The sequence below is a fragment of the Pueribacillus theae genome, from assembly GCF_003097615.1.
GTDB classification, from domain to species: Bacteria; Bacillota; Bacilli; order Bacillales; family UBA6769; genus Pueribacillus; species Pueribacillus theae.
In genome coordinates this window covers 15,529-37,124 of sequence record NZ_QCZG01000015.1, presented here as the reverse complement: position 1 = coordinate 37,124, position 21,596 = coordinate 15,529, and the positions used below count along the sequence as shown (strand labels likewise).

At 42.4% G+C, this 21,596-nt stretch carries 24 protein-coding genes; 21 read left to right on the top strand and 3 right to left on the bottom strand.

What is annotated here, in order from left to right:
- The first annotated feature begins 5 nt into the window (after positions 1–5).
- The 21 genes from atpB to DCC39_RS08735 all read left to right on the top strand — a co-directional run bounded on the left by atpB (position 6) and on the right by DCC39_RS08735 (position 18,437).
- A complete protein-coding gene (gene atpB / locus DCC39_RS08835) occupies positions 6–722 on the top strand; it encodes a F0F1 ATP synthase subunit A (RefSeq protein ID WP_116554526.1) in 717 nt (238 codons plus the stop codon).
- A gap of 48 nt (positions 723–770) precedes the next feature.
- Complete coding sequence (gene atpE / locus DCC39_RS08830; protein WP_116554525.1) at positions 771–983, top strand: F0F1 ATP synthase subunit C; 213 nt, start codon at positions 771–773, stop codon at positions 981–983.
- Between the two features lie 247 nt (positions 984–1,230).
- The gene (gene atpF / locus DCC39_RS08825) at positions 1,231–1,737 is read left to right on the top strand and encodes a F0F1 ATP synthase subunit B (protein ID WP_407071848.1); all 507 of its coding nucleotides are present in this window, start codon (positions 1,231–1,233) and stop codon (positions 1,735–1,737) included.
- Positions 1,734–2,285 (top strand): F0F1 ATP synthase subunit delta, encoded by a 552-nt coding sequence (locus tag DCC39_RS08820; RefSeq protein ID WP_116554523.1) that lies wholly within the window; start codon positions 1,734–1,736, stop codon positions 2,283–2,285. The genes atpF and DCC39_RS08820 overlap by 4 nt, the downstream gene beginning before the upstream one ends.
- 122 nt (positions 2,286–2,407) lie before the next feature.
- A complete protein-coding gene (atpA, locus tag DCC39_RS08815) occupies positions 2,408–3,916 on the top strand; it encodes a F0F1 ATP synthase subunit alpha (protein ID WP_116554522.1) in 1,509 nt (502 codons plus the stop codon).
- A gap of 104 nt (positions 3,917–4,020) precedes the next feature.
- Entirely contained in the window at positions 4,021–4,878 is an 858-nt protein-coding gene (locus tag DCC39_RS08810; RefSeq protein ID WP_116554521.1) for a F0F1 ATP synthase subunit gamma, read from the top strand.
- A gap of 58 nt (positions 4,879–4,936) precedes the next feature.
- Positions 4,937–6,358, top strand: coding sequence for a F0F1 ATP synthase subunit beta (atpD, locus tag DCC39_RS08805; protein ID WP_116554520.1), 1,422 nt, complete (start codon positions 4,937–4,939; stop codon positions 6,356–6,358).
- A gap of 82 nt (positions 6,359–6,440) precedes the next feature.
- Positions 6,441–6,839 carry a F0F1 ATP synthase subunit epsilon gene (locus DCC39_RS08800; protein ID WP_116554519.1) on the top strand — a complete coding sequence of 133 codons (399 nt, stop codon included), beginning with the start codon at positions 6,441–6,443 and terminating at the stop codon, positions 6,837–6,839.
- Between the two features lie 83 nt (positions 6,840–6,922).
- A complete protein-coding gene (locus DCC39_RS08795; RefSeq protein ID WP_116554518.1) occupies positions 6,923–7,153 on the top strand; it encodes a DUF1146 family protein in 231 nt (76 codons plus the stop codon).
- Between the two features lie 222 nt (positions 7,154–7,375).
- Positions 7,376–8,119 (top strand): YwmB family TATA-box binding protein, encoded by a 744-nt coding sequence (locus DCC39_RS08790; RefSeq protein WP_165820814.1) that lies wholly within the window; start codon positions 7,376–7,378, stop codon positions 8,117–8,119.
- Between the two features lie 33 nt (positions 8,120–8,152).
- Complete coding sequence (gene murA / locus DCC39_RS08785; RefSeq protein WP_116554565.1) at positions 8,153–9,490, top strand: UDP-N-acetylglucosamine 1-carboxyvinyltransferase; 1,338 nt, start codon at positions 8,153–8,155, stop codon at positions 9,488–9,490.
- Positions 9,491–9,637: 147 nt separating this feature from the next.
- Positions 9,638–10,639 (top strand): stage II sporulation protein D, encoded by a 1,002-nt coding sequence (spoIID, locus tag DCC39_RS08780; protein ID WP_116554516.1) that lies wholly within the window; start codon positions 9,638–9,640, stop codon positions 10,637–10,639.
- A gap of 66 nt (positions 10,640–10,705) precedes the next feature.
- Positions 10,706–11,554 (top strand): M23 family metallopeptidase, encoded by an 849-nt coding sequence (locus tag DCC39_RS08775; RefSeq protein ID WP_165820813.1) that lies wholly within the window; start codon positions 10,706–10,708, stop codon positions 11,552–11,554.
- 338 nt (positions 11,555–11,892) lie between these two features.
- The gene (gene spoIIID / locus DCC39_RS08770) at positions 11,893–12,165 is read left to right on the top strand and encodes a sporulation transcriptional regulator SpoIIID (protein ID WP_116554514.1); all 273 of its coding nucleotides are present in this window, start codon (positions 11,893–11,895) and stop codon (positions 12,163–12,165) included.
- Between the two features lie 138 nt (positions 12,166–12,303).
- Positions 12,304–13,305, top strand: coding sequence for a rod shape-determining protein (gene mreB, locus DCC39_RS08765; protein WP_116554513.1), 1,002 nt, complete (start codon positions 12,304–12,306; stop codon positions 13,303–13,305).
- 11 nt (positions 13,306–13,316) lie between these two features.
- Positions 13,317–14,096, top strand: a complete 780-nt coding sequence (locus tag DCC39_RS08760) for a flagellar hook-basal body protein (RefSeq protein WP_116554512.1) — start codon at positions 13,317–13,319, stop codon at positions 14,094–14,096.
- A gap of 178 nt (positions 14,097–14,274) precedes the next feature.
- Positions 14,275–15,081: a flagellar hook-basal body protein gene (locus tag DCC39_RS08755; RefSeq protein ID WP_116554511.1), complete on the top strand. Its 807-nt coding sequence runs from the start codon at positions 14,275–14,277 to the stop codon at positions 15,079–15,081.
- A 57-nt stretch (positions 15,082–15,138) separates the two neighbouring features.
- On the top strand, positions 15,139–15,396 hold the full coding sequence (locus DCC39_RS08750; RefSeq protein WP_116554510.1) for a DNA-directed RNA polymerase subunit beta: 258 nt from the start codon (positions 15,139–15,141) through the stop codon (positions 15,394–15,396).
- A 10-nt stretch (positions 15,397–15,406) separates the two neighbouring features.
- Positions 15,407–15,838, top strand: coding sequence for a 3-hydroxyacyl-ACP dehydratase FabZ (gene fabZ, locus DCC39_RS08745; RefSeq protein WP_116554509.1), 432 nt, complete (start codon positions 15,407–15,409; stop codon positions 15,836–15,838).
- A 212-nt stretch (positions 15,839–16,050) separates the two neighbouring features.
- Positions 16,051–16,317, top strand: coding sequence for a hypothetical protein (locus DCC39_RS08740; RefSeq protein ID WP_116554508.1), 267 nt, complete (start codon positions 16,051–16,053; stop codon positions 16,315–16,317).
- A gap of 161 nt (positions 16,318–16,478) precedes the next feature.
- The gene (locus DCC39_RS08735) at positions 16,479–18,437 is read left to right on the top strand and encodes a DUF342 domain-containing protein (RefSeq protein WP_116554507.1); all 1,959 of its coding nucleotides are present in this window, start codon (positions 16,479–16,481) and stop codon (positions 18,435–18,437) included.
- 114 nt (positions 18,438–18,551) lie between these two features.
- On the opposite strand, the gene DCC39_RS08730 is transcribed toward DCC39_RS08735, so the two are convergent.
- The 3 genes from DCC39_RS08730 to DCC39_RS08720 are packed head-to-tail and all read right to left on the bottom strand — an operon-like array spanning position 18,552 to position 21,511.
- A complete protein-coding gene (locus tag DCC39_RS08730) occupies positions 18,552–19,439 on the bottom strand; it encodes a glycine betaine ABC transporter substrate-binding protein (protein WP_116554564.1) in 888 nt (295 codons plus the stop codon).
- 24 nt (positions 19,440–19,463) lie between these two features.
- Positions 19,464–20,300 (bottom strand): choline ABC transporter permease subunit, encoded by an 837-nt coding sequence (gene choW, locus DCC39_RS08725; RefSeq protein ID WP_116554506.1) that lies wholly within the window; start codon positions 20,298–20,300, stop codon positions 19,464–19,466.
- Positions 20,300–21,511 carry a quaternary amine ABC transporter ATP-binding protein gene (locus tag DCC39_RS08720; RefSeq protein WP_116554505.1) on the bottom strand — a complete coding sequence of 404 codons (1,212 nt, stop codon included), beginning with the start codon at positions 21,509–21,511 and terminating at the stop codon, positions 20,300–20,302. The genes choW and DCC39_RS08720 overlap by 1 nt, the downstream gene beginning before the upstream one ends.
- Positions 21,512–21,596: the final 85 nt, after the last annotated feature.

Sequence of the window (21,596 nt, the reverse complement as noted above, 5' to 3'; positions counted from 1 at the left end):
ACAGTTTGGATCATAAGAATCCAGAAGTGGAATTTTTAGGCTTATGGTTTAATATGTCTACTATTTTAATGTCAATTATTTCTGCAGTTATTGTCTTTATTATCGCCATGGTCGCTACGAAAAATCTACAGATGCGCCCGACAGGAATGCAGAATTTCATCGAATGGGTTATGGATTTTGTGAAAGGCATCATTAATAGTACAATGGACTGGAAGACGGGCGGTCGCTTTTTAACCCTTGGCATGACTCTGATTATGTATATCTTTGTATCAAATATGCTAGGATTGCCGTTTGCCGTTTCAGTTGGAGAAGATCATGTGCTCTGGTGGAAATCACCGACAGCCGATCCGACATTGACGCTTACTATGGCGGCGTTAATTGTTTTGTTATCCCACTATTATGGAATAAAATTGCAAGGATTTTCCGGGTATGCGAAAGGCTTTTTCTCACCAATGTGGTGGTTATTCCCGCTAAAGATTATTGAGGAATTTGCAAACACGCTCACGCTTGGCCTTCGTCTTTATGGAAACATTTTTGCAGGCGAGGTGTTGCTTGGGCTTTTGGCAGGCCTCATGACAAGCGGCTTTTTTGGCGCAATTGGCGGGGCAATTCCTATGCTTGCTTGGCAAGGATTCAGTGTTTTCGTAGGTACAATTCAAGCATTTATTTTCACAATGTTGACGATGGTTTATATGGCACACAAAGTGGCTGATGACCATTAATTTTATAAAAAATAACTTTTTCTTACAAATAAAAGGAGGATATTTAGAATGGGACTTATCGCAGCTGCAATTGCAGTCGGTTTGGGAGCTCTAGGTGCTGGTGTAGGTAACGGTCTTATTTTTGGTAGAACAATTGAAGGGATTGCTCGTCAACCTGAATTGCGCGGTACACTACAAACAACTGCGTTTATCGGTGTCGCTTTAGTTGAAGCCCTTCCAATCATTGGGGTCGTTATTGCGTTTATTGTTATGGGTAGATAACAAGAATAGCATGTTTTTAGAAGTGTTTCATAATGGCGAAGTCTGTTCTACGATGAAATGGAACCTTCGCCATTCGTATTGTCTAGCCCCAGCTTTACTATTGTCCAGCTTCAGCGGCTTGCTCCTCGGGAAAATTTCTTCCTCGGCCGGGGTAAAAAGCACCCCTTCCTCGGAAGAGCATTTTCTCTTCGGAGCAGGGCGAGCCGCTTCAGCTTTTCTTATGTAGACTTCGAAGGGAGTGAAGGAAGTGGAATTTTTGACAATAGGTGCAGCCGTTAACGGTGGCACGATTATTGCTCAATTAATTATATTTCTAGTTTTATTGGCGTTATTACGCAAGTTTGCGTGGGGCCCTTTGATGGGCATCATGAAACAACGCGAAGAACATATTGCTTCAGAAATTGAAACAGCGGAAAAGAACCGCGCGGAAGCACAAGAATTCTTGGCACAACAACAAAGAGAATTAAAGAAAACGCGCGAAGAAGCGCAATCTATGATTGAAAATGCGAAACAGCTTGGCGAGAATCAAGGAAAAGAAATTATCGCTGCAGCAAAAGAAGAAGCAGAGCGCATTAAAAAAGAAGCCGTCGCTGAAATTGAGCGTGAAAAAGAAGCGGCGATTACTTCACTGAAAGAACAGGTAGCTTCCTTATCTGTCATGATTGCATCGAAAGTCATTGAAAAAGAACTCGATGAAAAAGCACAAGAAGCGCTTATCAATGATTACCTGAAAGAAGTAGGAGAAGAACGATGAGCATGTCGAATGAAGTAGTTGCAAAGCGTTATGCTATCGCATTGTTCGAGCTTGCCGAGCAAGATGGGACGGTCTCACAAATTGAAAAAGAGATGGAGCTAGTTAAACAGCTTTTTCAAGATAATGGGCTTCAAAGTTTTTTCTCGCATCCTAAAATTACGATTCAACAGAAAAAAGCAATCCTTTCGGGCAATTTGAAAAACGCTGTATCCGAAAATGTAATAAACACACTTTTTTTGATGCTTGATCGTAAGCGCGGGGACAGCATTGCTGAAATGGCTGAACAGTATATTCAGCTTGCTATGGAAAAGGAACGGGTTGCGGATGCGGTTGTCTATTCTGTCAGACCATTAACTGAAAAAGAGCAGAAAGAAATTTCTAAAATCTTTGCAGAAAAAGTCGGAAAACAGGAATTGCGTATGCGTAATGTTATAAATCCGGACCTGATTGGCGGATTAAGAATTCGAGTCGGGAATCAAATCTTTGATGGAAGTGTAAGCGGCAAGCTGGAACGCATGAAACGGGAGCTTGCTGCTGCGAATGCATAAGCATTCAAAAAAAGGACAGAAGAGTTATAGAACAGGATGTTCGGATAATCTCCGGACTTTTTGAGCAATCTATACTACCCGAAATTGGTTATTACCACACATGATGATAGGGGTGAATATTCATGAGCATCAATGCTGCAGAAATCAGTTCGCTTATCAAAAAGCAAATTGAAAATTACCAATCTGAAATAAAAGTGAACGAAGTCGGTACAGTGATTGTAGTCGGTGACGGTATCGCACGTGTACATGGCCTTGACAATGTAATGGCTGGCGAGCTCGTTGAATTTTCAAATGGTGTAATGGGTATGGCCCAAAACCTAGAGGAAAACAACGTTGGGATTATCATCCTTGGACCTTATACAGACATTCGTGAAGGCGATGAAGTAAGACGGACAGGAAGAATTATGGAAGTGCCAGTCGGAGAGCAATTGCTTGGCCGTGTTGTAAACCCGCTTGGACAGCCGATTGACGGACAAGGCCCGGTTGAAACAACGAAAACACGCCCGATTGAAAGCCCTGCTCCCGGTGTTATGGATCGTAAGTCGGTTCACGAACCGCTCCAAACTGGACAAAAAGCGATTGACGCACTCATTCCGATCGGCCGCGGGCAGCGTGAGCTTATTATCGGTGACAGGCAAACAGGTAAAACATCAATTGCCATTGACACGATCATCAACCAAAAAAATGAAGACATGATTTGTATTTACGTTGCCATTGGCCAAAAGGAATCAACCGTTCGTGGTGTAGTTGAAACACTTAGACAGCACGGTGCGCTTGACTATACGATTGTTGTTTCTGCATCTGCATCCCAACCTGCGCCATTATTATTCCTAGCGCCTTATGCAGGGGTAACGATGGGTGAAGAGTTTATGTACAACGGCAAACATGTACTTGTCGTATATGATGACTTAACGAAGCAGGCATCTGCTTACCGCGAGCTTTCTTTATTGCTTCGCCGTCCTCCAGGCCGTGAAGCATACCCAGGTGACGTTTTCTACTTGCATTCACGCTTACTCGAGCGTTCTGCAAAACTTAGTGACGCACTTGGCGGCGGTTCATTAACCGCTCTGCCATTTATTGAAACGCAAGCAGGTGACGTATCTGCCTACATTCCTACGAACGTTATTTCCATTACTGACGGGCAAATCTTCTTGCAATCAGACTTATTCTTCTCTGGCGTGCGCCCAGCGGTAGATGCCGGACTTTCTGTATCTCGTGTCGGTGGCGCAGCCCAAGTTAAAGCGATGAAAAAAGTATCTGGTACACTGCGTCTGGATCTCGCTTCATACCGTGAGCTAGAGGCATTCTCACAGTTTGGTTCTGACCTTGACAAAGCAACACAAGCAAAATTGAACCGCGGTGCCAGAACGGTAGAAGTTCTAAAGCAAGGCTTGCACAAACCTTTAGCTGTTGAAAAGCAAGTGGCGATTCTTTACGCCCTTACAAAAGGTTTCCTTGATGATATTCCAGTGGCTGACATTAGCCGATTTGAAGAAAATTACTATACATGGCTCGAACATAATAAAAAAGAGCTGTTAGATGGCATTCGTGAAACAGGAAATCTTCCTGATGAAGAAGAATTTAATGCAGCAATCAAGGAATTCAAGAAAACATTTGTAATAAGCGAGTAACAACGGGGCGTTCCCGCCTCTTTCCTCGCATGTTATTTAGAGAAGAACCTCTAAATTTTTAAACTTCCTAATCAACCTTGTTTACAAAGGTGGTGAATAAGCAAATGGCATCATTACGCGACATCAAAACGAAAATTAACTCCACGAAAAAAACACGGCAGATTACAAAAGCGATGGAAATGACATCAGCGGCAAAGCTAAATAGGGCTGAATTGAATGCAAAAACATTTGTCGTTTATATGGAAAAAATACAGGACGTTGTAGCAAGTATCGCACTTGGAAGCCAAAGCGCGTCACATCCAATGCTTGAAAGCCGTGAAGTGAAAAAAACAGGCTACCTTGTGATCACGGCTGATCGCGGTCTCGCGGGTGCATATAACAGCAATGTTCTTCGAAATGTTTACCAAACGATTCAATCACGCCACAAATCAAAAGATGACTATGCAATTATCGCAATTGGCAAGGTTGGGCTGCAATTCTTTCAAAAACGCAACATGCCGGTTGTTGATTCGATTGTCGGGTTGAATGACCAGCCTGAATTCGCTGAGATTAAAGCCATTGCTTCAAAAACGGTAAACATGTTTTCTGATGGTGTGTTTGACGAGTTATATATGTACTATAACCATTACGTAAGTGCAATTTCCCAGCAATTAACCGAAAAAAAATTGCTGCCAATTACAGACTTGGAGCACGGAAGTGCAGCAAGCTCTTATGAATACGAGCCGTCTGAAGAAGAAGTGTTAAACGTATTGCTTCCGCAATATGCAGAAAGCTTGATTTATGGCGCTTTGCTTGATGCAAAAGCAAGTGAGCATGGCGCGCGCATGACAGCGATGAAAAGTGCAACAGACAATGCGGATGAACTTATTGATTCTTACACGCTCGCATTCAACAGGGCTCGCCAAGCAGCCATTACACAGGAGATTACGGAAATCGTCGGCGGTGCTGCCGCACTCGAGTAACACGCTTTATATAAAAATTATCATTGGAAAGTAACAGAAAAAAGTAGGAGGGAAAACGATGAGCAATGGACGAGTTGTTCAAGTAATGGGTCCCGTCGTTGACGTTAAGTTCGACAGCGATGCTCTCCCTGAATTAAACAATGCGCTTAAGATTAATTACAAAGCGCAGTCTGAATCTGAAGCAGACATTGACCTAACACTTGAAGTTGCTTTGCACCTTGGAGATGACACTGTGCGTACGGTTGCGATGTCATCAACAGATGGAGTAAGGCGTGGCATGGAAGTTGTGAATACAGGCGGTCCTATTTCAGTACCGGTTGGCGATGTGACACTAGGCCGCGTGTTTAACGTTTTAGGTGAAAAAATCGATTTGGATGAGGACATTCCTGCTGATGTGCGTAAAGAACCGATTCACCGTGAAGCGCCTAAGTATGAATCCCTTTCAACGAAAACGGAAATTTTGGAAACAGGCATTAAAGTTGTTGACTTGCTTGCTCCATACATTAAAGGTGGAAAAATTGGCCTCTTCGGCGGAGCTGGAGTAGGTAAAACGGTGTTAATCCAAGAATTGATTAACAACATCGCACAAGAGCACGGAGGCATTTCCGTTTTTGCCGGTGTTGGAGAGCGTACGCGTGAAGGGAACGACCTTTACTTTGAAATGAAAGATTCAGGTGTTATCAATAAAACAGCTATGGTATTCGGACAAATGAACGAACCGCCTGGCGCCCGCCTTCGTGTAGCGCTTACCGGTTTGACAATGGCTGAATATTTCCGTGATGAACAAGGGCAGGACGTGCTTCTTTTCATCGACAATATTTTCCGTTTTACACAGGCGGGTTCGGAAGTTTCTGCCTTGCTCGGCCGTATGCCATCAGCGGTTGGCTACCAGCCAACATTGGCTACGGAGATGGGCCAATTGCAAGAACGGATTACATCAACGAACACTGGTTCTGTAACCTCCATTCAAGCCGTTTACGTTCCTGCGGACGACTACACAGACCCGGCTCCAGCGACAACATTTGCTCACTTGGATGCAACAACGAACCTTGAGCGTAAACTTTCAGAGCAAGGGATTTATCCAGCGGTTGATCCGCTTGCTTCAACGTCACGTGCGCTTGCTCCTGAAATTGTTGGAGAAGAACATTACAATGTTGCACGCCAAGTACAACAAACACTTCAAAAATACCGTGAATTACAAGATATCATTGCCATTCTAGGTATGGATGAATTGTCTGATGAAGATAAGCTCACTGTAGCGCGTGCGCGCCGCATCCAATTCTTCTTATCACAAAACTTCCACGTTGCCGAGCAATTCACAGGCCAACCTGGTTCATACGTCCCTGTTCAGGAAACCGTCCGAGGATTCAAAGAAATTCTAGAAGGAAAATATGATGACCTTCCTGAGGACGCATTCCGCCTCGTTGGACGAATTGAAGAAGTTGTTGAAAAAGCGAAAGAAATGGAAGCGAACGTATAAAGAAGCCAGATTGGTTTAAATTGGCGAATGAGCAAATTTATATGGATCCATTTTCTTATATCTAACATGGAGGGGGGATCACATGAAAACAGTTAAAGTGAGTGTAGTTACCCCGGACGGTCCAGTTTATGACGGTGAGGCAGAAATTGTCAGTGTAAGGGGAAAAAGCGGGGAACTTGGCATTATGCCGAATCATATCCCGCTCGTCACCCCATTGACGGTTAATCCCGTTCGCCTTAAAAAAGACGGCTCGACACAACTTGTGGCTGTGCACGGCGGCTTCATCGAAGTAAGGCCGGAACAAGTAACCATTTTGGCACAAGCGGCTGAGCTGCCTGACAAAATCGACGTAAACCGCGCGAGAGCAGCTAAAGAACGTGCCGAGAAAAGACTCAACGAAGCAAAACAAGATGAAATTGATTTTGCCCGTGCACAATTAGCCCTTAGGCGCGCGATAACCCGATTGGAAGTTGCGGAGTAACAGGTTAAGCACTAAGTGAACCTTCACTTGGTGTTTTTTCTGTCTAAGTCTGTCTTAAAATGGCTTCAGGAGGGAGTAGACAAATGGAAGGTTTTGGAGTTCAAGCCATCGTTAATATTATTATTCAGCTTGTTTTTATTATCGTTACGTGGTGGGCGCTGCAAACATTTAGGCTAGATATTTTTTTAAAAAATCCAAACAGTCCTCAAGCAAAAACACTACTCATTTTACTCACGATTGCGATCGGGTCTCTTGTTGGAAATTTCTTCATCAATTATTTGGAATGGGCGACAAGGCTACGCTATTTATTTTAAAAAATTGTCCTAAAAAGTCTGAGGTGCACAGGACGTGAACCTTTAATAACATTTTAAGCTGCCGAATTTCTTCGTCAACTTCGTTTTTGCGGTTTCTTGCTCTTTTTGTCAACTTTTAGAACATACGAACGAAAAGTTTCTGTCGAAAGATGACTGAAAATTCCATGTATGTTCATCCTCTTCTTGTCCAAACTGATGAATAAGGAGAGGAAGTGTTTTACAGTGAAAAAAATTGGATTGATATCACTCGTTTTGTTCATTATTGCCATGGTTCATCATACATACAAAACGGATGCAAAGCATATGAATCCTTTGGATGATATGGCTAAAGCGATGGATGAGCTCAAAATCGAAATGACCGGATGGACCATGACTGCCAAGGAAAATTCTGGTTTTGAGTCAGATTGGAAGGGGTATAAATCAAGGGTAGACAAATTACATAATAAAACACTTGATTTTACTTGGGGAAAACCGGAATACAAAGGTGAAACGATCATTGTGAAAGGGACCAAAAAATCAAAGGACGGGAACATCACCGAAACGTTAACAATTTCGACACATCGTTTAGATGAACACTATTATTCAGTACTTTCCTATAGTATGACTGGTAAACGTTGGAGCGAAAAGGTTAAAAACGACGCATTCAGCCTTTTTTCGACTCGTACTAGCGAACTATTTTCATCAAACCCCTCTTTTTTCTCTTGTATCTCAGGAAAAATCAATGATACAATGGTTATTGCTTTGAGTAAGCGGGCGGAACAAATCATACATAAATTTGACGCGGATTTTGTCGAAGGAATTCATGAAGAAACGTTCGTTTCCCTATCCGCATATACTGAATTGTGGCAAACATCATTGGAAACGAAAGAAAAGAAAATGAATCTTCAAATTGCACTTAGAAACAAAGGCAAAAATACTCCTGTAGAAGTATTGATTGGAACACCTATTTTATTAAATGAATATTAATAAAGAAATTAACTCGACGCGGAGGGGAATATGTTGGAAAAAATCATTGTCCGTGGTGGTAGACGGCTGGAAGGCTCCGTCAAAGTGGAAGGGGCAAAAAATGCCGTTTTGCCAGTAATAGCTGCATCAATATTAGCAAAAGAAGGCATCAGCATTATTAATGATGTGCCTACCCTTGCAGATGTATATACAATCAAAGAAGTGCTGGAAAACTTAAATTGCGGAATTACATTCGAAAATAACCAAATCATTGTAGACGCAACAGACGCCTTAAAGACGGAAGCTCCGTTTGAATCGGTAAGAAAGATGCGCGCATCTTTTCTTATCATGGGACCTCTCCTTGCAAGACGCGGTCACGCCCGAATTGCATTGCCAGGGGGTTGTGCAATTGGGTCGCGACCAATCGATCAGCATTTAAAGGGTTTTGAAGCGATGGGCGCTAAGGTACAGATCGGCAATGGCTTCATCGAAGCCTTTGTTGACGGAAAACTAAAAGCAGCCAAAATCTACCTCGACTTCCCTAGCGTCGGTGCAACGGAAAACATTATGATGGCAGCAACACTTGCAGAAGGCACGACAATCATTGAAAATGTCGCAAAAGAGCCCGAAATTGTCTGTCTTGCGAATTATTTAAATGCAATGGGTGCAAAAGTGAGAGGTGCAGGAACAGGAACAATCCGGATAGAAGGGGTCAAGGAGCTTATCGGTGCGACGCACACTGTCATCTGTGATCGGATTGAAGCGGGGACGTTTATGGCCGCTGCCGCGATTACAGGTGGAGACGTATTTATTGAAGGGGCCGTTTCCGAACATTTACGTCCGTTGATCGCCAAAATGGAAGAAATGGGCGTGACAATTATTGAAAAAGAAAATGGGATTCGTGTCATCGGCCCTGAAGAATTAAAGCCGGTCGATATTAAAACAATGCCCCACCCAGGTTTTCCAACAGATATGCAGTCTCAAATGATGGCTCTTTTATTGAAAGCAAAAGGCACAAGCGTCGTCACTGAAACGGTGTTTGAAAATCGCTTCATGCATGTTGAAGAATTTCGCCGAATGAATGGCAATATTAAAATTGAAGGGCGTTCAGCTATTGTAAAAGGCTGCTGCAACTTACAAGGTGCAGAAGTTGCTGCAACAGATTTAAGAGCCGGTGCCGCCCTCATTATTGCAGGCCTCGTCGCTGAAGGCTGTACAAGAGTTGTTGAACTGCATCACATCGATCGCGGCTATGTGAATCTGACCGAAAAACTTGCATCATTGGGTGCAAATATTGAACGGGTAATCGAAGAACCAGTTCCAGTGAAAGAGAAAGAAGCCATCCCTCAAAGCAAACCAGCCATTTTAAAAGTAAATCCAAATTTTGCTTAAAAAACGACACATTTGCTGTCGTTTTTTTAAATTGTATTAAGTGCTTGTATTAATCATGCTTTCAAATTTCAAGTTTTTCATTTTGTTCTAACAGCCTGTCTCTCCCCATAAAATATAAGGAAAAAACTATTATAGGGGAGCGCATATATGAAACGAATTTTACTCTATTTATCTTTATTAACAACAATTGTCATTCTTATACCTACTTTAATCGTTCTTCCTTTTTCCTCAAGCGAAAAACAGAAAAGCGACATCCAAACAAAAGTGGCGGAACCTGAACAAGAAGAAGAAAAAATTGATATTCCTGTGTATCGCACATTAAAAAAAGAAGTAGAAAATGTCCCGCTTGAAAGCTACGTAGCTGGGGTTCTCTCTTCAGAAATGCCGGCAAACTTTGAACTGGAGGCACTTAAAGCCCAAGCATTGGCAGCAAGAACGTACATTGTAAAACAGCTGCTTCATCCTGCAGAAATGAATTTACCGGAAGGGGCAGTTGTAACAGATACTCCTCTTCACCAAGTTTACCTCAGTCATGACGAACTAAAAGAACTTTGGGGAAAAGATTTCCAATGGAAATATGAACGCATTCAAAAAGCGGTTCAAGAAACGAAAGGAAAAATTCTAACGTATGACAATCAGCCAATAACAGCATCGTTCTTTTCAACGAGCAACGGATTCACAGAAAATGCAGAAGATTATTGGGAAAATGAACTTCCTTATTTAAAAAGCGTGGCAAGTCCGTGGGATAAAGTATCGCCTAAATTTCAGTCAAGCGAAACAATGCCTGTCAAAGCATTTGAAGAAAAGCTTGGCATCTCACTTTCAAAAGAAAAAAACACCGGTACCATTATGAAACGGACAGAAGGGAAACGGATTGCAGAAATTAAAATTGGAGATAAAACATTTACAGGCCGTGAAGTAAGGGAAAAGCTTGAACTGAATTCGACAGACTTTTCCATTGAACGGAAGGGGAATACCGTTTCAATTTACACAAAAGGCTATGGGCACGGTGTTGGCATGAGCCAATACGGAGCGAATGGCATGGCAAAGGAAGGGAGAAAAGCAGAAGAAATCGTTGCACATTACTACAAAGGCATCGAAATTTCCAACATCGAACCATTTGAAAGCAAATTAATTGTTAAAAATTAATATTTTTTGCATAAATAGGTATATTATTCCAGGAATCTGATCAAAATGGTTCCTGAGGTGATAAAAATGAAAGATCATGAAAAAGAAATGCCTTCAAAAATGAAAAGGCTATTTCGCAAACGTTGGTTCTTCCCGGCTGTCTATTTAAGTGTTGCCGCTATTATCATAGCTACTGTCCTGTGGATGCAAAATGGCAATGAATCCGCAACCGAAGAGGAAGGAACAGGGACAGCGCATAACTATGATGAAGAAGCCGTGCCTACTGCAAAACAGCAGGAAGTATTCGTTGAGCCTGTATTGGCGAAAGATATTGAAGTCAAAGTGCCATTTTATGATGAAAAGGCATCTGCTGAAGAACAGGAATCTGCCCTCGTTTTTTATAATAACAAATACTACCAAAACAAGGGAATGGATTACACACTGAAAAGCGGAGAAACATTCGACGTAACGGCTGCTATGAGTGGAACCGTTGCAAAAGCTGAAAAAGATGCATTATTAGGCCACGTTGTTGAATTAAAGCATAGCGATGGCATAACAACCATCTATCAAAGCCTTGCTAACTCATCCGTTAAAGTCGGAGACAAAGTGGAACAAGGCGATGTCATCGGTGAAGCAGGCAGAAACCAATTTAACAAAGATGCCGGCGTACATGTCCACTTTGAAATACGTGATAATGGCAAACCAGTAAACCCGCTTGATTCTTATGGAAAGACAGTATCAGCCATTTCAAGCAGCGAAGACGCTGAAGTAACAAGCGAATCTGAAGCTGATTTGGAAGAACAGGCAAACGAAGAAAACAATAATGCGGAAAACAATAACGAAGAAAACAACAACGAAAACAATAATCAAAAACAAGAAAAAACTGAAAATAACGCAAAACAAAAAGACGCGACATCTTCAATGACGAACGCGTAACAGCTTTGGAAAAATGCCAAAGCTGTTTTTTTTTTTTTTGAAAAATAAGAAGGAAAACCCGCTTCTCGGAAGGTAAATCGCACCCGAGGGGCATCAAGCAGCATCGTTGTTTGAATAGAGAAAAAAATAAAAACCTCTTGTCCCCCTTGACTAATTGGTATATAACCGATCCTTCATTAATAAAATGTTACAAACCAAATTATGAGGGGCAGAGGTGAGAAAGTGGTTCGCTGCGAAGTAGGATTTACAATTTGATGACTTTTACATTCTACCTTCGAACAGCATCACGAGAAGTCTCATTTCGCATCTCTCACATCCAAGTTAGGGAGGCGAGTGGTGTGCACGATTACATCAAAGAGCGTACCATCAAGATTGGCAAATATATCGTGGAGACAAGAAAAACTGTAAGAGTCATCGCCAAAGAATTTGGAGTATCCAAAAGCACTGTACACAAAGACTTAACAGAGAGGCTGCCAAATATTAATCCAGAACTTGCAAATCAAGTAAAACAAATACTCGATTACCACAAATCAATCAGGCATTTACGCGGAGGTGAGGCAACGAGAAAGAAATATAAGCAAAGCACAAAAAAGGAAGCGGTTAACAAATAAAAAATAACATTGTTTAAACAAATTTAATGGTTTTTATTCCTTGCGATTTTATTTATGCTATAATCATATAATGGGTAAATTTATATATACGGATTTAGGACTTACGATACATTGAATTTTGCAAGGAGGAAATCATGAATGCTGTCACGGGATATCGGAATCGATTTGGGAACGGCTAACGTCGTTATTTATGTCAAAGGAAGGGGGATTGTACTAGATGAGCCATCAATCGTAGCAATTGACACAACTACCGGGAAAGCGCTTGAGGTTGGAGAAGAGGCGTACAGGATGATCGGCCGAACACCTGGAAATATTGTTGCCATCCGTCCGTTAAAGGATGGAGTTATTGCGGATTTCGATGTAACAGAAATGATGTTAACACATTTTTTAAACAAAATTAACGTAAAGGGATTTTTATCGAAGCCGCGGATAGTCATTTGTGTACCAACAAATATTACCGCGGTAGAGAAAAAGGCAATAAGAGAAGTTGCGGAAAAAAGTGGGGGAAAGCAAATTTTTCTTGAAGAAGAGCCTAAAGTGGCCGCAATCGGCGCAGGCATGGACATTTTTCAGCCAAGCGGGAATATGGTTATCGACATTGGCGGTGGAACGACAGAGATTGCCGTCTTATCAATGGGCAACATTGTCACCGCCACTTCTGTTAAAATGGCGGGGGACAAGTTTGATCAAGAAATACTGTCTTACATAAAGAAGAAATATAAGCTGCTTATCGGAGATAGGACAGCCGAAGAGATAAAATTGAATGTTGCGACAGTATTTCCGGGTGCTCGAGACGAAGAAATTGAAATAAGAGGCCGCGACATGGTATCCGGGCTGCCACGTACAATTACAGTGAATTCCAAAGAAGTACAGGAAGCACTGGAAGAGCCTGTGTCACATCTTATTCATGCAGCAAAAAGCGTGCTGGAAAAAACACCGCCTGAGCTTTCAGCAGACATTATTGACCGCGGCGTTATTTTGACGGGGGGCGGTGCGCTCCTTCACGGCATCGATCAGCTTTTTGCTGAGGAGCTTAAAGTTCCTGTCCTCGTTGCAGATGAACCGATGAGCTGTGTAGCGAAAGGAACAGGCTTAATGCTTGAGCATATTGACAAAATAGCAAAAAGGAAACTCATTTAGGAGGGGAAGATATGCTGCGGGGGATGTATACAGCTGCCTCTGGCATGATCGCGCAACAGCGCCGCCAAGAGATGCTTTCAAACAACATGTCAAACGCGGGTACACCTGGGTTCAAAGCTGACCAAGCATCCATTCGAACATTTCCACGTATGCTCATCGCGAACTTGGAACAACGAAATGAATCTTCAAGCAATGAACTTTCAACAGGTGTTTATCTCCAAGAGATGGTTCCGAATTTTTTTCAAGGAAATGTAATGGAAACGAAAAACCAAACCGATATCGCTCTGATAGACGGCAACCTTCCTGAGAATGGGGCACTATTTTTCTCCGTGCAATCAAACGAAGGTGTTCGCTACACTCGAAATGGAAATTTTACAATAGACAGCACTGGAACGCTTGTTACAAACCAAGGGATGCAGGTCCTTGATACGAATGGGAATCCGATTGTTTTAAGAACGGAAAACTTTACGATTCGTCCAGATGGAACAATCATTGAGGATGGGAATGAGATTGCCCGCTTAAATGTTGTCTTTTCCGAAAATGCAAACGAACTCGTAAAAGAAGGCTACGGCCTTTTTCGTTTGGAGGGAAATGAACTCGAGAGCGCCATCGGAAACCCGAACGTTTCTTATCAGCTGCAACAAGGATTTCTTGAAAGGTCAAATGTGAATGTTGAACAGACGATGATCGAAATGATGCAAGCATACCGCACATTTGAAGCGAACCAGCGCGTTTTGCAAACATACGATCAGAGTCTTGATAAGGCTGTAAATGAAATTGGAAAATTGTAAGAGGAAGTTCAAAACGTGCGGAGCCCACAGGAATGGCCTGCCTTTAGTTGAACCTCCTTTTTGAACCGTCCATGAGAAAAGTCCGGAGGTTCACATTGGCATAGGACGTGATATTCCTAGGCGAATAGCTTAAGCTCGAATTTCTCCATCAGATTTGTTGTTGAAAGGTGGTTAACAAGTGAATCGCTCAACGATTGCCGCATCGGTTACACTCGGACAGCTTCAGCATAAACTCGATTCGATTGCGAATAATTTAGCGAATATGAATACGAATGGATTTAAACGAAGAGACGTTTCTTTTTCTGAATTGCTCGTTCAGCAAATCGATCATTTACAAGATCAAACAGGAAGGCTGACACCACTAGGAATCCGTGCTGGCCACGGAGCATCTGCCGCAAGCACAACATTGCGTACCGAACAAGGATCCCTGCAAGATACGGGGCGGATGCTTGACATTGCATTAACAGAGCCGGCGTATTTCTTTCAAGTTTTACATAACGGAGAAATTGAATATACGAGGGATGGTTCCTTTTATTTCCAACCTTCAGCGGACGGACAGTTTCTTAACGTAGGTACTGCGGATGGGGCATTATTGCTCGGCGCCAATGGGCCGATTCAAATTCCCGCTAACTATAAAGATGTCAGCATCTCAAAAAATGGGCGGGTGACAGTCACCCTCCAAAACGGTGGAACGATCGATGCCGGCCAAATTGAACTTGCGAATGTCCATCGCCCTCAATTATTGCAATCTGCCGGTGAAAACCGCTTCTCAGCTCCTTTGCCAGAATCCGGAATTGCTCTCGGAGATGTACTGGAAACGGTAAATAATCTTGAAGTCTTTTCGCAAGGTGTTCTCGAAACGTCTAACGTTGATGTTGCTGAAGAAATGGCCAAATTGCTTGAAACACAACGGCATTTTCAATTAAATACCCGTTCATTGGCCATCTCCGACGACATGATGGGACTCGTCAACAAGCTCCGCTAACCGTAAGAAAAAACGAAAAAAATTTATATTTTATGGTAAAAAGATGAGGTACTCATAATGACAACAACGAAACAAACGGAAATAAAACCAAATATTGACAAACCCGAGACAAGGGAACAAAAAGATAAAGTGAAAAAACCGCGGGTAAGGCTTATTCCAATTTGGCTTCGTTTGTTAATCATTTTAGTCTTGCTGATTCTTTCACTAACCATTGGAGCGATGATTGGATATGGCGTATTAGGTGACGGAAATGCCTTTGACGTTTTCAAAAAAAGCACTTGGCAGCATATTGCTGATATCGTTGTAAAAGAATGAGGTGTTCATGATGCTTGATAGTAATGAAATAAAATCCATTTTGCCACACCGCTATCCATTTTTGCTTGTTGATCGGATACTTGAGCTTGAAGAAGGAAAGCGTGCTGTCGGCATCAAAAATGTAACCGCGAACGAACAATTTTTCAGCGGACATTTTCCTGAATATCCTGTCATGCCTGGCGTATTAATTGTGGAAGCTTTGGCCCAAGTAGGCGGTGTTGCCATGCTTGTGAAGCCTGAAAATAAAGGAAAGTTAGGCTTCTTTGCAGGAATTGACAAATGCCGGTTTAAGAAGCAAGTAAAGCCAGGCGATCAACTTAAGCTCGACGTTGAAATCATCCGTGCAAAAGGCGTGATGGTAAAAGGCAAAGGCATTGCGACAGTTGACGGCGAACTCGTATGTGAAGCTGAAATCATGTTCGCAATCGGCGACAAAGCATAGCTTCTTTTTATATAAGACTTTGTTAAGGAACCAATGATGATACTTAACTTTAGCGGGGACGATTTTGCTTGAAGAGAACCTTTTTTCCGAGAGGAAAATTCGCTTCTTGTAAGGAAATCGTACGCGCGGGGTTATCAACGGCATCGTTTAAAAAAGCCTACATAAAAATCGTCTCTTTGGATAGACTAAACGCTATCTAGGGAGGCGACAACATGAAAAAAATTTTGCTAATGATTGCAAGTGCGATGCTAAGTTTATCCTTCCTCGCCGGATGCAATGATACGATAGATAATCCAGAAACAAACCGTACAGAAATGGAAGAAGAGAATGTCAATGAAGCAGATGAGATGAAAATGGATGACGAAATGGACGAGCTCGACCTCGTTGACGAAGACAGCTATAATGACGGCCGGCTTAAAGAAAATGGCGAGCATCCTTTCGATCTCAATGAAGACGGAGAATTGAACATCAACGAATAACTTTCAAAGAAGCCTTTTCACAGGTTTCTTTTTTTTGAAAAATAAAGAAATTGGCAACTCGCCAATTTAAACGCGAATCCGTTTTTCTTATTGAAAAACGCCAAACTTAGCCGAAGATAAATATAAGAAGAAAAAAGCTATATAAAGGAGAGGCAACTCAATTGAATAGCATCGAAGCAAAGGGGAGAAATATTCAAGAAGCCATCGATAAGGCGTTGAAAGAACTAGGGGCAACGGCTGAGAGTGTAACTGTTGAAGTGCTGGAAGAAGAGGAAGATCGTTTATTCGGCTTACTCGTTAAACCGGCTGTTGTGAAGGTAACTAAGAAAAGTGTAAAGGAATCGCCGGAAGAACCGACAGAAGAGAAAATACAAGCGGGCATGATTCAACTGAAAGACGGAAGGGTATCATTCCATGCAACAGAAACGAATAAGCCGGCAATCATTCCGTCCGATGAGCTTATTTTGCAAGTGAACGGCAAAGAAATAAAAGAAGAAATTGAAGTGAATGAAGGGGATCTCGTTTCAATTCAAGGGAAAGAGATTGCAAAAGAAGCGGCTTCGATAGACATTAGAGTATCTGCCGATAAGCTGTCAGCTTTACTATGCGTCACACCTGGCTATATCGAAAAAACAGTTCCGATGGATGAAGGGCCTGCTCCAACACTTTCTCTCAAAGCCAAGACAATGAAAGAGCCTATTGATTCGTTTTCTCGAGATGACATCATTGCGAAACTACATAAAAAAGGAATTCTCTACGGCATCGCTGAAGAAGCAATTGACAAAGCATGCACATTAAAGGAGTACGGAGAAATCACTGTGGCAAACGGGCTGCCGCCTGAGAACGGAAAGAACGGCTTTGTTGAATTTTTCATCGATTTTGAAGGATTTAGTTTAAAACCAAAGAAACGAGAAGACGGAACGGTGGATTTTCGAGAAACAAATCGTATTCCTACAGTTGAAAAGGGACAGGCCATTGGAATGGTTCGCGAGCCGATTGAAGGAAAGCAAGGCCGAACGGTAGAAAATAAAGCACTAAACCCAAAACAAGTAAAACAAGCAATTGTAAAAGGCAAGGGCATCATCTTGAAGGAAAACAAAATTATCGCAGCTGAAACCGGAACAATCAGTGTCACGATACGGCCGCCGGTCTTTAAAATTGACATCATCCAAAAACTTGTCCATCGCGGCGATGTTGATATAAAAAGTGGAAACTTATCATTCGTCGGAGATATAGAAATTCAAGGAAACGTTGAAGAAACAATGAGCGTCAAAGCAGAAGAAAAAATTCTCATTACAGGCAGCGTCCACGGCGGACATATTGCTGCAGGAACGGCATTAACAATCAACAAAAATATCATTCGCGGCAAGATTTTAGTAGGGCAAACAGACGAAATCGAACAAAATTTAAAAGAAGAAACGAAAGAACTGCGACATGTTGTTCATGCTTTTCATAAAGCGCTGCTAGGGTTACTCGTAGCACAGCGGAAAAAAGGGCAAATGAACAAATTAAACCTTTCACTCATTATAAATATCTTGTTAAAACAAAAGTTTCCTACGCTTCAAAACCAGATAAACAATTATCTCTCCCTTCTACAGAAAAGAACGGAAAAAGGCCACCCGGATGAGCAAGCGATAGAAATTTTACTTAAAAAAGTGTTTGTAGCAAGCAACGAGAATGCAGAAATAGACGAAACGATATTTTTGACAATTGAAGAAAAATTAGATGCGCTGGCGGCATTTTATGAAGAGTTGTTTCAGCCTTTTGCCTCGGCAACCATTTCTTCCGCACAACAAAGTGACGTGTATTGCAATGGAGATATTTATTTAACAGGCCGCGGTGCGTACAATACGAAATTCAAAGCGGAAGGAAGCTTTACCGCAACAGGGTTTATCCGGGGAGGGACAGTTGAAGCGAGAAATGGGATTATCGCCAATGAAGTCGGCTCAGGATTCGGGGTAAAGACAGAGCTGATCGTGCCAAAAGATAAAACCATTACGATCGCCCATGCCATGGAAGATACAGTTATCCAAATCGGTAAACGCATGTATTGTTTTGAAAAGGAGCGAAAAAATGTGTTGGCTGTACTCGATGAAACCGGAGAAATCGTGTTTCGCTAATTGAAAGAAATTTTCTCTTCACAAATGCAGACGAATCCGGCTTCGAACCTCTTGCTGCAATTTTTATCTGCAAAAAAACTCTGCCGCATTTTGAAACGGCAGAGTTTTAAGCTGTTACTTAGACTTTAAATCTTCAATAGAATCAATGTCAACGTAGGTTGGAACAACAAGGCCGATCTTTGCACCTTTAAGGTTTTCACCAAGATCTTCAACTTGATCGCCGTATTCTTCATAGTTGTCAGCATGTGTAAATGGAAGCCAAGCCGCAACCATACCATCGACATCACCTTGGGCTACGGCAGCAAACATCGGTGCAGCGTCAAGCTGTACAGTCTCTACCTCATAGCCGATGCTTTCAAGCACTTTTGCTACAACATTTGTGCTTGCAATTTCAGAATCCCATGCAACATAAGCGAGTGATATTTTTTCTCCATCCACTTTGCCGGCCCCTTCTTTCCAAGGTTCGACTTTGTCGCTGTTCTCTTCAATCCATTTTGCAGCAGCTTCTTCAGGATTTGCCCCTTCTTCAACAGCTACCATCACTTCAGCCATATCATCACTCGTCCATTCGAACTGATCGAGAACCGTATACGCGCTTGGTTGATCATCTTGCAAGCCTTTGCGGACTAACGTATGGATGGTTTCTTCTTCACCGAATACGCCCTTCGGATCCTCAAGGTATTTCAGATCGAATTTTGCGAATTTCCAGTGTGGTGTCCAGCCAGTTACAATAATTGGTTCTTTGTTTTCATAAGCCTTTGTAAGTTCAGCACCCATTGCAGCTGATGAAGACTCAACAAGTGTCCAATTGTCTAATCCATACTCATCAATGGCATTTTGCGCAGCTTTCATGACGCCTGCACCAGGTTCGATCCCAACGATTTTGTAATCAGTTGCTTCGCCAATTGAGCCAGAAGCAGCATCACCACCGCCACCACCGCAGGCCGCAAGAACAAGTGATAATGCGACAAGCATCATAAATGCGAATAAAGATTTCTTCATCTTAAACAAGAAAAATCCTCTCCTTTATTTTTTTGCATTCCCTATATTTTGAGAGATCCGATCTAAAATAATCGCTAGAATCACGATGGCTAGACCAGCTTCAAAACCAACCCCAACTTTAATTTGTGAGACAGCGCGGTACACATCCGCTCCGAGCCCTGGTGCACCGACAAGCGAAGCAATGACAACCATTGACAATGAAAGCATAATGCTTTGGTTCACGCCCGCCATAATCGTCGAGGTTGCGAGCGGCAGCTGTACCCTTAAAAGCTTTTGGCTTGGCGTAGCTCCGAACGCATTTGCTGCTTCAACTAAATCTTCCGGTACTTGGCGGATGCCAAGGTTCGTCAGACGAATCGTTGGCGGTGTCGCAAAGATAACGGAAGCAATAATTCCCGGCACCATTCCAATTCCGAAAAATAAAATAGCTGGAATCAAGTAAACGAACGCTGGCATTGTCTGCATAAAGTCCAGGACGGGCGTAAGGATGTTTCTCAGCCTGTCGTTTTGTGACATCCAAATCCCGACCGGGATTCCGATAATCATGGAAATAATCACAGATGTCAATACGAGTGCCAGCGTTTGGATTGTTCCATCCCAATATCCGAGATTATAAATAAACAAAAGGCCAATGGCGCTAAACAGTGCGATCCCCCAACGCCGGCTTGTAAACCAAGCGATTGCTGCAATAATTAAAACGAGAACGATGGCTGGAACGCTTGATAGAATCATGACAAGAAAGTTTACAATCCCGCCAATGACGGTTGAAAGAAAATCGAAAAGGCCTTGTACGTTGTCTTTTAAAAAATCTACGAATGTTTCTGTCCACTCTGCTAAGGGGATTTTTGGTATGGCATCCATTATTCGTTCACCCCGATTCCATTCAAGACGTCTTCATTTCCAGCTAGTGCCCCAATTACGCTTCCGTTGACGACAATGCCTTTTAATCGGTTCTCTTCATCGACAACCGCTAAAGGCAATGGATGGCTGGACATTTTGTCGTACATGTCGCTAAGTAGCGTATCTGGTGTAACGGTTGGCAAGTCTCCAAGCATGACGTCTTTTAATGATTGCCCTTTTTTTACAGCGTCGGAAGCGAGCTGTGCGGTTACCGCCCCGACAAGTTTCCCTTTTCGATCGATGAGGTAAACGCTTGATCGGCCTTGGGCGCGCATAACTTGAAGCGCGACACGCGGTCCGCGGTCGTAATGCAATGTTTCCGGCCGGATCATTACATGCTGGGCTGTTAGCACTTTTGAAATATCAACATCTTCAACGAACCGCTCAACATAGTCATTGGCAGGGTTCATCATAATTTCTTCTGGCGTGCCGATTTGGACGATTGAACCGTCTTTCATTAATGCAATTCGATCACCAAGCCTCAGCGCTTCATCCAAGTCATGCGTAATAAAAATAATTGTCTTCTCCATTTTTTCTTGGAGAACGACAAGTTCATCTTGCATATCTTTACGAATGAGCGGATCAAGAGCAGAGAATGCTTCGTCCATCAAAAGAATATCAGGATCGTTGGCAAGTGCCCTCGCAAGCCCGACACGCTGCTGCATTCCTCCACTTAATTCAGATGGAAAACTATTTTCATATCCTTTTAAACCAACAAGTTCGAGGGATTCGGTCGCTTTCTTTAAGCGTTCTTCTTTATTAACTCCTTGAACCTCGAGGCCGTACGCTGTGTTTTCAACGACGGAACGGTGGGGAAAAAGTGCAAAGCGCTGGAAGACCATGCTCATTTTTTTGCGGCGAACGTCGCGGAGTTCATCGTTTTTCATTTTAACGATGTCACTGCCATTGATGAAAACTTTACCGTCAGTCGGATCGATTAAACGGTTAAGCAATCGGACAAGTGTTGATTTTCCACTTCCCGAAAGCCCCATAATCACGAATATTTCGCCTGGATATACTTCAAAGGACGCTTTATTCACACCTACTGTCATCCCAGTTTCTTTTAAAATGTCTTGCTTTGTTTTACCGCTATTCAGCAGTTTCAATCCTAGTTTCGGGTTTTTTCCAAAAATCTTTGTTGCATTTTCAACCCTTATAATTGGCTCGGACATCTTTTCACCTCTGTTTTTTTCCATACTTTATAATTATAAGGCTTTTGTTTGAATTGTTACAAACCTGCTAAGTTGTAATAAAACG

What these genes read in the sequence shown, in the direction of transcription:
- atpE (WP_116554525.1), top strand. Translation starts at nt 771, where the DNA reads ATGGGACTTATCGCAGCTGCAATTGCAGTCGGTTTGGGAGCTCTAGGT.
- DCC39_RS08820 (WP_116554523.1), top strand. Translation starts at nt 1,734, where the DNA reads ATGAGCATGTCGAATGAAGTAGTTGCAAAGCGTTATGCTATCGCATTG.
- atpA (WP_116554522.1), top strand. Translation starts at nt 2,408, where the DNA reads ATGAGCATCAATGCTGCAGAAATCAGTTCGCTTATCAAAAAGCAAATT.
- DCC39_RS08810 (WP_116554521.1), top strand. Translation starts at nt 4,021, where the DNA reads ATGGCATCATTACGCGACATCAAAACGAAAATTAACTCCACGAAAAAA.
- atpD (WP_116554520.1), top strand. Translation starts at nt 4,937, where the DNA reads ATGAGCAATGGACGAGTTGTTCAAGTAATGGGTCCCGTCGTTGACGTT.
- DCC39_RS08800 (WP_116554519.1), top strand. Translation starts at nt 6,441, where the DNA reads ATGAAAACAGTTAAAGTGAGTGTAGTTACCCCGGACGGTCCAGTTTAT.
- DCC39_RS08795 (WP_116554518.1), top strand. Translation starts at nt 6,923, where the DNA reads ATGGAAGGTTTTGGAGTTCAAGCCATCGTTAATATTATTATTCAGCTT.
- spoIID (WP_116554516.1), top strand. Translation starts at nt 9,638, where the DNA reads ATGAAACGAATTTTACTCTATTTATCTTTATTAACAACAATTGTCATT.
- DCC39_RS08775 (WP_165820813.1), top strand. Translation starts at nt 10,706, where the DNA reads ATGAAAGATCATGAAAAAGAAATGCCTTCAAAAATGAAAAGGCTATTT.
- mreB (WP_116554513.1), top strand. Translation starts at nt 12,304, where the DNA reads ATGCTGTCACGGGATATCGGAATCGATTTGGGAACGGCTAACGTCGTT.
- DCC39_RS08760 (WP_116554512.1), top strand. Translation starts at nt 13,317, where the DNA reads ATGCTGCGGGGGATGTATACAGCTGCCTCTGGCATGATCGCGCAACAG.
- DCC39_RS08750 (WP_116554510.1), top strand. Translation starts at nt 15,139, where the DNA reads ATGACAACAACGAAACAAACGGAAATAAAACCAAATATTGACAAACCC.
- fabZ (WP_116554509.1), top strand. Translation starts at nt 15,407, where the DNA reads ATGCTTGATAGTAATGAAATAAAATCCATTTTGCCACACCGCTATCCA.
- DCC39_RS08740 (WP_116554508.1), top strand. Translation starts at nt 16,051, where the DNA reads ATGAAAAAAATTTTGCTAATGATTGCAAGTGCGATGCTAAGTTTATCC.
- DCC39_RS08730 (WP_116554564.1), bottom strand. Translation starts at nt 19,439, where the DNA reads ATGAAGAAATCTTTATTCGCATTTATGATGCTTGTCGCATTATCACTT.
- choW (WP_116554506.1), bottom strand. Translation starts at nt 20,300, where the DNA reads ATGGATGCCATACCAAAAATCCCCTTAGCAGAGTGGACAGAAACATTC.
- DCC39_RS08720 (WP_116554505.1), bottom strand. Translation starts at nt 21,511, where the DNA reads ATGTCCGAGCCAATTATAAGGGTTGAAAATGCAACAAAGATTTTTGGA.